The sequence below is a fragment of the Psychrobacter sp. FME13 genome, assembly GCF_014861395.1.
Taxonomy (GTDB): Bacteria; Pseudomonadota; Gammaproteobacteria; order Pseudomonadales; family Moraxellaceae; genus Psychrobacter.
Genome location: NZ_RRYV01000104.1, coordinates 1 through 10,582 on the forward strand (window position 1 = coordinate 1; position 10,582 = coordinate 10,582).

11 protein-coding genes and 1 pseudogene are annotated in these 10,582 nt (G+C 42.5%); 3 read left to right on the forward strand and 9 right to left on the reverse strand.

From position 1 onward, the window contains the following. Positions 1-208 precede the first annotated feature (208 nt). Positions 209-1,756 carry an FAD-dependent oxidoreductase gene (locus EI164_RS11390; protein ID WP_192520080.1) on the forward strand — a complete coding sequence of 516 codons (1,548 nt, stop codon included), beginning with the start codon at positions 209-211 and terminating at the stop codon, positions 1,754-1,756. A 256-nt stretch (positions 1,757-2,012) separates the two neighbouring features. Here EI164_RS11390 and EI164_RS11395 read toward each other — a convergent pair whose 3' ends face one another. Then, positions 2,013-2,690, reverse strand: coding sequence for a TIGR00730 family Rossman fold protein (locus EI164_RS11395; protein WP_192520081.1), 678 nt, complete (start codon positions 2,688-2,690; stop codon positions 2,013-2,015). A 181-nt stretch (positions 2,691-2,871) separates the two neighbouring features. Next, complete coding sequence (locus EI164_RS11400; RefSeq protein WP_192520082.1) at positions 2,872-3,603, reverse strand: putative quorum-sensing-regulated virulence factor; 732 nt, start codon at positions 3,601-3,603, stop codon at positions 2,872-2,874. Between the two features lie 185 nt (positions 3,604-3,788). Between EI164_RS11400 and EI164_RS11405 the strand changes: the two genes are divergently transcribed. Further along, positions 3,789-4,379, forward strand: coding sequence for a M23 family metallopeptidase (locus EI164_RS11405; RefSeq protein ID WP_192520083.1), 591 nt, complete (start codon positions 3,789-3,791; stop codon positions 4,377-4,379). Between the two features lie 7 nt (positions 4,380-4,386). On the opposite strand, the gene phoR is transcribed toward EI164_RS11405, so the two are convergent. The 3 genes from phoR to dtd all read right to left on the reverse strand — a co-directional run bounded on the left by phoR (position 4,387) and on the right by dtd (position 6,841). Then, positions 4,387-5,472, reverse strand: a complete 1,086-nt coding sequence (gene phoR, locus EI164_RS11410; protein ID WP_225739251.1) for a phosphate regulon sensor histidine kinase PhoR — start codon at positions 5,470-5,472, stop codon at positions 4,387-4,389. Between the two features lie 63 nt (positions 5,473-5,535). Then, on the reverse strand, positions 5,536-6,240 hold the full coding sequence (gene phoB / locus EI164_RS11415; protein WP_192520084.1) for a phosphate regulon transcriptional regulator PhoB: 705 nt from the start codon (positions 6,238-6,240) through the stop codon (positions 5,536-5,538). A gap of 145 nt (positions 6,241-6,385) precedes the next feature. Next, complete coding sequence (dtd, locus tag EI164_RS11420) at positions 6,386-6,841, reverse strand: D-aminoacyl-tRNA deacylase (RefSeq protein WP_192520085.1); 456 nt, start codon at positions 6,839-6,841, stop codon at positions 6,386-6,388. A gap of 112 nt (positions 6,842-6,953) precedes the next feature. Here dtd and asd point away from each other — a divergent pair, with 112 nt between their 5' ends. After that, positions 6,954-7,790: an archaetidylserine decarboxylase gene (gene asd / locus EI164_RS11425; protein WP_192520086.1), complete on the forward strand. Its 837-nt coding sequence runs from the start codon at positions 6,954-6,956 to the stop codon at positions 7,788-7,790. Positions 7,791-7,939: 149 nt separating this feature from the next. Here the strand turns inward: asd and EI164_RS11430 are convergent, their stop codons facing one another. The 4 genes and pseudogenes from EI164_RS11430 to EI164_RS11445 form a co-directional block, all read right to left on the reverse strand. Then, on the reverse strand, positions 7,940-8,539 hold the full coding sequence (locus EI164_RS11430; protein ID WP_192520090.1) for a DUF1287 domain-containing protein: 600 nt from the start codon (positions 8,537-8,539) through the stop codon (positions 7,940-7,942). A gap of 147 nt (positions 8,540-8,686) precedes the next feature. After that, on the reverse strand, positions 8,687-9,334 hold the full coding sequence (locus tag EI164_RS11435; RefSeq protein WP_192520087.1) for an HD domain-containing protein: 648 nt from the start codon (positions 9,332-9,334) through the stop codon (positions 8,687-8,689). A gap of 300 nt (positions 9,335-9,634) precedes the next feature. Then, positions 9,635-10,210 (reverse strand): isochorismatase family protein, encoded by a 576-nt coding sequence (locus tag EI164_RS11440; RefSeq protein ID WP_192520088.1) that lies wholly within the window; start codon positions 10,208-10,210, stop codon positions 9,635-9,637. A gap of 206 nt (positions 10,211-10,416) precedes the next feature. Continuing rightward, positions 10,417-10,524 (reverse strand): annotated as a pseudogene (locus tag EI164_RS11445) (SDR family oxidoreductase); the annotation flags it as partial. Positions 10,525-10,582: the final 58 nt, after the last annotated feature.

Genomic DNA, 10,582 nt, shown 5'->3' on the forward strand with positions numbered 1-10,582 from the left:
GAGTCATTATATCATTTATCAATAAGTTATATCAACACACTATTAAAACAGAGCCATAGTAAATATCACCATTACTACTTAATATGTATATTGAACTTAAAAAATTCGCACGCATATCAACAGTTATAAGTTATTTAAGGTACAAAAAATTCAATAAATATATCGATCACGATCTGCTATAAATGATATTAAGGATACGATAATAACAATGACTCAATCTATGACTGACAATCAAATGCATTCTGCCAAACGCGTTGGTATTCTTGGTGGTGGGACGGCAGGAGCAACGATCGCTATTCGCCTTGCAGCATTAGGACTAGAAACTTATGTTTTTGAAAAAAACAAGTCACTAATTGACGGCCCTCCGATGTGCCATTTACATGCAGGTGGCAATTTGTATCGTGAAATTCCTGATGAAGACTGTGTCACACTGCTCAAACAATGTATCGATATTTTGCGATTGTATCCTCATACCATTGATGTCCGTCCAACGGTATTTGCAGTGCCAACTCGCGATGAAGGTTTGCCTGAAGATTTACTGCCACGCCTCGATATATTAACAGATACATACCGTGAGCTTATCGCTCAAGACGTCAGTAATAAAGTATTGGGTGAGCCAGAGAACTACTATCAGCTCTATAGCCACGAGCAGCTGATTGAGCTTTCTGAGCGTGAGCAAGTCGCTGTACCGACTACCGTTGATGAGTGGATGATACCAGTTGCTAAGTATCTAGACCTTAATAAAGTTAAATATCCGCTGATTGTTGTACAAGAGTATGGTTGGAATATTTTTCGACTAGCCGCCTCTGCGCAACTGGCGTTAGAAAGCTATGCGCATGCCCATGTCTTTACTGACACTGAAGTGCAGCAAGTCATGCCTGTCGACTGTGAAAACTGCTCAAATGCAGACCACCATGTCACCAAATGGCGTATCGACTATCAGCAAGCATCTCATGACAAACCCAACATGAAATGTGACTCCGCTACCAAATCTATCGAAGTCGATTACTTAATCAATGCTTGCGGCTTTCGCACTGGCATAATCGATGATATGGTCGGTGTAAAAGTAACTCGCATGGTTGAATTCAAATCTTCTTATATCACGCATTGGGACAATACTGGCGGACAAATCCCAGAGATTATCGTCTATGGTAGTCGCGGTACACCAGAGGGTATGGCCCAGCTCACACCTTATCCGGGTGGCTATTTTCAAATACACGGCATGAGTAAATTTATCACGCTGTTTGATGATGGATTGGTCGCCTCTAGCAAAGACAGCGCGCAACCCGAATTGCCACCCCAATACGTACACTATATTGAAGACGGCTGGGACAAAGCACCATTACAAGCGCGTAGTCAGCAAGCTATCGACTATGTTGCCGAATTCGTACCGACATTTCACAGCGCGCGTACGGTGGGTAATGCGCTATATGGCGGACAGCAGATACCTGGGAAAGACGATACGCTACGTGTTGCGGATGTAAGTTTATACTCCAATATACGTTATGCACGTGCTGAGAATGTCAAAGCGTCATCGACTTTGATTGCGGCAGATCAAGTTGTCGATGAGCTGGTTGAGCTTGGTTTGATTGAGCGTGACACAAAAGAAAACCAAAATCGTTATACTCATAATTGGCCTTACTTGACACAAAACGATAGCTCAGCGATTGATAAAGTCGCCCATGTACTGGCTGAACAACGTGGGTTTCCGTCACCGATGGCTGGTGTCAATCATAGTATTCCAGAATCAGCTTAAGACCTGGCTGAACGTTAATCGCTTGTCGATGATAAATGGCTTTTATGATTTGTAAGGTCTATGATCGACTGCTTTTAATGATAGTCTGAATCAAAACCTGTCCCAAAATTGAAGAAAAAAAAGAGAGGATAGCTAACTATCAGCTATGCTCTCTTTTTTATAAAAAATAAAATCAATACCTTATAGGGTTCAATACATTATAAAACACATGATTTTCATTTCAGAATACGGTTATAAATAGTAGAGACCTTATCTATTAGTTACCAACCATCTTTTCTGTATCGACGGCAGAATCTATGGTGACCACTGTCTTAAGTAGATCAATGGCGTCATCAATAGTATTACATACAACCAAACGCTCAAGATCTTGCTGCTTCATAAAACCTTGCTCAGTGGTGTATTTCAAGTGCTCAATCATACGATCATAGAAACCATTAATATTCAGGATAATCATTGGTTTTTCATGCTGATATAGCTGTCGCCACGTTGCAATTTCCATGATTTCTTCTAATGTACCTAAGCCGCCCGGTAAGGTAATAAAAGCATCAGCATATTCTGCCATTACTGTTTTACGGGTGTGCATGGTATCTGTCAGGTGCAAACGTGTTAACTGATTATGAGCAATTTCGTGCTTCAGCATAAAAGTTGGAATCACACCAACGGCTTGCGCATCCCCTTTGACAACTTCATCCGCAACAGCACCCATCAGCCCGATACTCGCGCCACCATAAACCAAACCCATGCCATTATTTGCCAGTGCCAAACCCAGTTCACGAGCCGCTTTTTCATAGACGTCGCTGTTTCCCAAACGCGATCCACAATATACGGCCACCAATGGCATCGTTAACGTTGATTTATCTACTGCTTTTTCTATATTGCTAATATCTTGGCTGGTAATGACTTCATAAGTATCGTTGTTAATTTTCATTTGCATAGAACATCCTTAATAGTGACAACACATGAATTTTCACTTGTTTTTATGTATATAGTTTTCGTTATCGCAAGGTATGAGATCAGAGCAATACCTTGTTATATAATCGCGCTTTTATCTTAACATAGCTGATGTGTTTGGGTAGTGACAACGATTTATCAACACGTAAAATAGCCTGCCTATCTTATTTAGCGCTCACTTTTTCTTTTGCTAGAGTGTCGGCATTAATACGCTTAATCAGTGCAGAATGTAGAGACGGCTGTATGTTGTGAATGTTGCCTATCATCCATTTAACATAGCTGATAGGTACATCTTTAATTGGCTTGCCCTTATGCTTACCAAATGGCATCTTGCTCACAGGAGTCGCTTTGTTCGAAATAGCATGTGCCAATGCAAAATCCGTCGGCTCAATCTCTAAGCGCTTGCAGCACGCTTTATAAAGCAAAAAACACATGCGTACATCACCTAGCGCATCGTGAGCGGCAATCGTCATACTGCTCGCCTCGCCTTTGCCCAATAACTGCTCGATACATTTGGACTGCCCATAAGCGCGCCATTCAGGAAAGGCTACCCGTGCCAGCCGCACAGTACAAATAAGCTTGGCAGATGGCTGACCAATCACTCGCCAATCGAAACGTACATTATGACCGATCAAATATGCCGGCAACTCAAACTTATCCAAATCAAAGCGCTCATAGCCGGCCACATCGGCATCGGTGATGCCATGAACTTTGATAACAACGGGCGATATAGAGCGACCACTATTAAAGTACTGCATCCACTCAAACCCAGTAGCCACATTGATGGTTGCTACTTGTATAGGTCTTGGGTCACGACCTTGATCCGTTTCAGTATCAATAATAAGCGCCGTTTCAACCCCAGCAGAGACATCATTATTATCAGAATTCTCGCTCATAACATATTCACCATCAATAACTGCCCCAGTATCTAAATATTCAACAGACCTTACTCATAACGTCCTATATTTATGGGGTTAAAAGCCATAGATAACAATATGATAGATAACAATGCGATACAGACCTTAAGTGACAAGACTTCTATAATAAAAGTTAAACATCACAAGACACTTAAGAGAGCTCAATGCTAGCAGATAAACGAGAGCAGCCACCAACGCCTTCATTTTTCGGTCACGTACTAAGCGTACTGATTAAGGCAGCTGTGTTAATCGTGCTACTATTTGTCTTTGATAAGCTGTTGCCCAGCATTAGTCAACAGACACAGTCATTCGTGGTCGCCAAGTGGCAACAGCTCAGTTTATTACAACAAGAGCTACCTACAGAAGACAGCCTGCCGAACCCACTACCAGGACAAAACCTAACCGATACTTGGGGTGCAGCACGCAGTCAAGGTCGCTCTCATGAGGGTATTGATATTTTTGCAGCGCGCGGCACTCCGATACAGTCAGCAACGCAAGGCATCGTCCGTAAAGTCGGTGAGAATAATTTGGGCGGCCGTGTGGTGGTAGTCGTTGGGCCTGGCGGCGCAGGGCATTACTATGCGCATTTAGAAGACTATGCTGATATCGCTCCTGACAACTGGGTAGACGTTGGCGATACGATTGGTTATGTAGGCGATAGTGGCAATGCCAAAGGTACACCACCCCACCTTCATTACGGCATCTATATTAACGGTAGTGCCGTTAACCCATACCCACTGTTGCAAAAAAAGTAAGGTCTGTTTAGGGTGCAGATCTAACGTAAGTGGCTGGAAACACCATGCTAAATGTCGAACCAACGCCTTCTACCGAGTCAATTTGCAAATTGGCCTCATGTTGATACAACACATGTTTTACAATTGCCAAGCCCAGTCCTGTGCCACCAGTCGCACGACTACGCCCTTTATCAATGCGATAAAAACGCTCTGTCAAACGTGCGATATGCTCAGGGGCAATACCAATACCATTATCTTCAACAGCAAACTTACAGCCCTCTGACGTCTTCGTCCAGCTGATGGATATGTCACCACCTTTTGGCGTATATTTGATAGCGTTAATCACTAAGTTAGATAATGCACTATTTAAGTACATCTCTGAGCCTTGTAGCCCATCATAAGTGTCTATCTGTAAATGAATAGTATGACCATACGCTTGGTTATAGGCTTGCGCATCATCATATACATGCGTCAGCAGCTTGGTCATATTAATATAATTGAACTCATGAGTTTCTTCGATTTCGATGCGAGATAGTAGCAGTAAATCATTTACGATTCTATTCATGCGTGCTGTCTGCTGGGTCATCAGCTCAAAACCACGTCGCCACTGTGGCGGCATATCAGGCTGATGTGAGAAGTTTTCTAGATAGCCCATCATCACTGTCAATGGTGTACGCAGCTCATGTGAGACATTGGCCACAAAATCGCGGCGCATTTCCTCTAAATGCTGTAAGCGCGTCACATCATAAATAATGAGTAGTTTTTCATCACCGAACGGCGTTATTTCGCACTTTAGGTAACGCTTAGCATCTCGCCATGACTCTATATGAACACCATCGTTCGGTATGGGTATCGAATGATAGTATTCACGAAACTCAGGCGCACTCACAAAGTCAAAAATACTTTGACCTTTAGACCTTGCTTGTAATAGGAGTAAATCTTCTGCCGCTTGATTCCACCACTCTAATCCATCATCATTATTCAGTAAAATAACTGCATCTCGTAGCGCTTGTACGGCGCTACTGATCTTTTTAAGTTGTGCTGTCGCATTCTGCTGGGCGGCTGGCTCTAACGCACCCTGTTGCTCATTTTCTATTGGCATTATCACGCTCATCCGTCATCCTTAGCACTATTCACTATATTACGTTGCAATTGCTATGACACTTTTTATCGTAAATCAAGTTGGTTCAATAAAGCTAGAAAATCGATAGCCTGTACCACGCACCGTTTGTATCAACGTATCACACTGATGCGGGCGCAATAACGTGCGCAAACGCTTAATGTGTACATCAACGGTTCTATCTTCAATATAGACATTGCCGCCCCATACCTGATCTAGCAGCTGTGTCCGCGTATAGGCACGCTCTGGGTGGCTCATAAAAAATGCCAGCAATCGATACTCAGTGGGGCCGACATCGATGACTTTACCAGCAGCTGTCACGCGCTGGCTTTTGGTGTCTAAACTTAGCTTTCCAACTTCGATAGGCTTATCACTACTCAGCGCACTACTGCGACGTAGTACAGCTTTGATTCTAGAGATCAGCTCACGTGTAGAGAATGGCTTGGTCATATAGTCATCAGCACCCGCATCGAGACCATGAACTTTGCTATCTTCTTCACTTTTAGCCGTCAACATAATGACAGGGATTTCAGAAAGCATTTCGTCGTTTTTGAGCATACGGCAAAAATCAACGCCACTTTTGTCGCCAGGGAGCATCCAATCTAATAAAATAAGCGCAGGTCTATGATCAACCACTTGTTGATGCGCTTCTGATACGTCAACTGCCTGCAAGCTATCAAACCCTGCCATATCTAGCGTCATAACAATCATTTCACGAATCGCAGGCTCATCTTCAACAATTAAAATTTGCTCATTATACATACGGTATTCTCAGCGTTAGAGGACAAAACTTACCCTAAAAAATAGGCGCTAGTTGCTCGCCAGATTTTATCTATTAGACGGATTAATTATGACAGCTTAATGACATTTGTTTTAACTGCCTTTTCTTAATATCAAATCCAAGTGTTTAATTTACTTCTAATAAAAAATTCAACGGCCCATCATTGATACTCAATACTTGCATATCAGCACCAAACTGACCAGTAGCGACCTGAGAATGCTGCACCTGTGCATAGGCGACCAATTGTGCAAACAACGCTCGTGCGGCATCAGGGGCCATGGCATTGCCAAAGTCAGGACGACGCCCTTTGTCTGTCTTTGCCATTAGAGTAAATTGTGAGACTAGTAATAACCCACCACCTACTTGTTGGAGGTTTTTATCTAATTTACCATATTTAGCAGGGTTCTCATCATTTTCAAAGATACGATAAGTCAGAATTTTATCGATCATTTTCTGCGCACTTTGTAGCGTATCATCGTGACCCAAACCAATATATGCCAACACACCTTGCTCAATATTACCGACACAGTGTCCATCGATAGTAACACTCGCACCCTTTACTCTTTGTATTAGTGCTTTCATTTACTGACTCCTTACAGATTATGCTCATACAATAATATGCTGTCCATGGTAAAATGCAGCCACTCACTTGCCTATTAATTATTACATCAAACTCTATTTTGGTAACCTCATTATGAATTTATTCACCACTTTGCAACAGCTTGTCCCACAACAACAGCTAAGTAAAGTTGCTGGACGTTTGGCTGCCAGTCGACACCCTTACGTCAAACGTGCTTTTATCCGTAGTTTTGCAAAGGCATACCATGTCAGCTTGGACGAATATGAGCGCCAAAGCCTTAACGCTTATGAAAGTTTTAATGACTTTTTTACTCGTGAGCTCAAAGAAAATGTTCGCCCTATCGACACCACAGTTGACGGTATTGTCAGCCCTGCGGATGGTATCATCTCTCAACTCGGTCAGATTGACAACCATAAACTGCTCCAAGCCAAAGGACGCTACTATGACGTCGGGCAGCTACTCGCCGACAGCGAAGATGGTAGCTATTTTGCTGATGGTAGCTTTGCGACCGTCTATCTAGCACCTAGTAATTATCATCGTGTCCATATGCCATTCGCGGGCACCTTGACCAAGACACGCTACGTACCAGGTACGCTGTTTTCAGTCAATACCACCACGGCAGCTAACATACCTGACTTGTTTGCGCGCAATGAGCGCTTGGTTTGTATATTTGATACAGCCTACGGTAAAGCCGCTGTGGTGATGGTTGGGGCGATGATTGTCGCTGGTATCGAGACAGTAGCGACAGGCAAGATTGCCCGTACTCAGGATATTCAAGAAGCAGAGCATGACATGAGCTTTGAGAAAGGCGATGAACTTGGCCGTTTTTACTTAGGCTCAACGGCGATTGTCGTATTGCCAAAAGCCGCAAAGGCTGACTGGCAAGACAGTATGAAAGCCAATAGTGTGGTGCAAATGGGACAGTTATTGGGCAATATCAATACCAAGTAAAGTGTCCTTTCGTACAAAAACTAAAGCCCAGTTAGACGTCATGATTTGCGTCTAACTGGGCTCTTTGCTGACTTTAGCTGATACTAAGATGGTTCATGCTCATATCGAAAGCGCTTCAGTACCGAAAACCTTTCAATATTAAAAGTCTCTTAATATCGAAAATGCTTATGAATAGGATAAGCAAATAGGATGTTTTCTTCTTGTGTACCGCGTCCGATATTATGAATAATCATCGGAGTGCCATCGGGGGCTAATTTGTCTGAGACGATACCTATATGTGGTAAATTACCATTCGGCAAGCGCCATGACACGATATCTCCTGCTTGAAAACTGTCTTTATCGGTAATCGATAATGTCTGTCCATGGCGCTCAAAAAACGCTTCAAGATTGGGTACACGGCGATGATCGATGTTTTTGTCCGTCGACTTTAACCCCCAGTTTTTTGGATAGCTTGACCAGTTGGACTTCATGTCATGATTGACCAATTGCTGTAGATCGATATTTTGCAGGCGATAAGCTCTAATGACGACATCCGTACAGACACCTGTTTCTATCGGTACATCACCACGCGGAAAATCCAATTTACGATAAGCAGGATCATAACTAGTGGTAACGCCGATTTGCTTTTTGGCATCATTTGCCAATTTATCACCACTGCTTACGGAGGTTGTTGCTTGAGATATTTGCGCCAAACCCAATGCACTGACTAAAACCAGTGATTTGCATAGTGTTTTATAAGTTACAGACATTCTCATTTAACCATCTCTTTTTCATTGAAACTATATCCTAGTACACTAACACGTACAAAGAATAAGTAAGTTGTAAAATCTTTAAGCAATCCAACCATCCACCTAGAAATATGTTAGAAAAACTTAAAACTAAGCCGTGTTGAACATTCACAAGTCAAGCAACCACCCCTGCTGAGTCGCGTATCTAATATTTTCTGCTAACCAGTCATGAATACTAGGGAAGCTGTCTTTGATAAAATCATGTGCACCGCTCACTTGCGAGCGCGTAACACCTAGCTCAATCCATGTTTTTCCTTCAGTATTTAGATTGAGTAAAAAAGGCAACAGTCGATCAACCACTTTTAGCAGCTGAGCCTCTTTGCTATCGCCCGTTTCTTGCTCCTCCCAGACCTCGCATAAATCTGCAATACCATTGCCACGCTCCGCTTGCAATCGAGCAATGCCTTCGCGCTCTTCAACGTGTGCAGTACTACGGCTGCTCGCATAAAGAAAGGTATCACCGGCATCAATCTCACCCAAATCATGTACCAGTGCCAGCTTTAATAACTTTTCATGATTGACATCCAGCTCAAACTGCTCAGCGATAGACCAGCAGGCCATAGCCAAATGCCAAGAATGCTCGGCAGAGTTTTCTAAGCGAGTGGTACCTGTGACATAGCTGCGACGATTAACGCGTTTTAGGGCGTCCAACTCTAATAAAAAATGCGTCACATCATCTATCTTAATGCGCTGAGCGCGATTGGAATCAGTCAATGATGGAGGCTTAATTGATGATGCTGGAGTGGCTACTGACATACTGTTCTCTAGTTTTTCTATGAGTTGCTTTAGCTTAAGGTCTTTTGAACACAATAATGTCTATTATACATGGTATTAAACGGTACCTTACGTTGACTCTATTTTTATCACTGTTTTTAAATGAGGACACACTCTAGATATAAAAATAGCGCTGATACTATCAAGCGCTATCTCGTTCACGACTATTTGCAACCTCTTATTAGTCGAGGTTTATTAGGGCGTGTTAATAAATGCTTATTAATAAAGGCCTGCATAACTCTGACCGCTCAATACTGGCTCAATAATACCTCATATCACAAGCTACTTGATCAAGTTACTAATGGTTTTAAAGGCAGGATCACGACTTGAGCGACACAGCTCAAACAAAATGGTTTCAACAGTAGTAATCACACCACCAGCACGGCGAATGCGGCGAATGGCTTGTTTTTTGTCGTACGGAAAACGCGAGCCAACTGCATCTCCAATAATCACGGGCTGCATGCCATTGTCTAATAAATCAAGAGCGGTCTGTAACACGCAAACATGTGTTTCTACACCAAATAATAAAACAATACTGCGATTCTGCTGCGCTAGGTAATGCCATGAATCATCGTTATCACAAGCGCTAAAGGTTACTTTTTCAAAGCTTTTAGCATTATTACCTTCTAATACCTCACGTATCTCCGGCAAAGTCTCACCTAGGCCTTTTTTGTATTGCTCATTGAGCATAATGGGGACATTGAGCGCTTGCAGACCTTTGATAAGCGTCACGGTTTTTTTAACAATATTTTCGTGGTCATAGATATGCGGGGTGAGTCGCTCTTGTACATCGATAATCATGGCTTGCGTGTTTTCACGGGCGATTCGATAAGTACGTTCGGTAATCATAGTAGACATAGTACACTCCTTGTACAACTGGCATTGTTGATTCGCTTTACACTTATTTAGTCATACTTTATTCAGTGCGTCAATGGCGATGTCTTCAGGTTATCAATAAGATAAAAAAGGCCTCACAATAAATGTAAGGCCTTTCCTTTTTGACTGCATTATTTTAGATTGTTTAAACTTAGGTTTGATATTCAACCATGTATCACTTGGTGATCTTATCTAAACACCATACCACCATCCGTTAAAATGGTTTGCCCAGTGATATAATCTGAGTCTTCCGATGCTAAAAATGATACTAAGTTTGCGACATCATTGGGCTGTTGTGGAGGGAGTTTCCCAAACTCTGTGTAACTGCTTATAATCCACTAACAGGAGAATAAG

Excerpts from the sequence above, each read along its gene's own strand:
- EI164_RS11400 (WP_192520082.1), bottom strand. The coding sequence starts at position 3,603 with ATGAGCGAGAATTCTGATAATAATGATGTCTCTGCTGGGGTTGAAACG.
- EI164_RS11405 (WP_192520083.1), top strand. The coding sequence starts at position 3,789 with ATGCTAGCAGATAAACGAGAGCAGCCACCAACGCCTTCATTTTTCGGT.
- phoR (WP_225739251.1), bottom strand. The coding sequence starts at position 5,472 with ATGAGCGTGATAATGCCAATAGAAAATGAGCAACAGGGTGCGTTAGAG.
- asd (WP_192520086.1), top strand. The coding sequence starts at position 6,954 with ATGAATTTATTCACCACTTTGCAACAGCTTGTCCCACAACAACAGCTA.
- phoB (WP_192520084.1), bottom strand. The coding sequence starts at position 6,240 with ATGTATAATGAGCAAATTTTAATTGTTGAAGATGAGCCTGCGATTCGT.
- EI164_RS11430 (WP_192520090.1), bottom strand. The coding sequence starts at position 8,539 with ATGTCTGTAACTTATAAAACACTATGCAAATCACTGGTTTTAGTCAGT.
- EI164_RS11435 (WP_192520087.1), bottom strand. The coding sequence starts at position 9,334 with ATGTCAGTAGCCACTCCAGCATCATCAATTAAGCCTCCATCATTGACT.
- EI164_RS11440 (WP_192520088.1), bottom strand. The coding sequence starts at position 10,210 with ATGTCTACTATGATTACCGAACGTACTTATCGAATCGCCCGTGAAAAC.
- dtd (WP_192520085.1), bottom strand. The coding sequence starts at position 6,841 with ATGAAAGCACTAATACAAAGAGTAAAGGGTGCGAGTGTTACTATCGAT.
- EI164_RS11395 (WP_192520081.1), bottom strand. The coding sequence starts at position 2,690 with ATGCAAATGAAAATTAACAACGATACTTATGAAGTCATTACCAGCCAA.
- EI164_RS11390 (WP_192520080.1), top strand. The coding sequence starts at position 209 with ATGACTCAATCTATGACTGACAATCAAATGCATTCTGCCAAACGCGTT.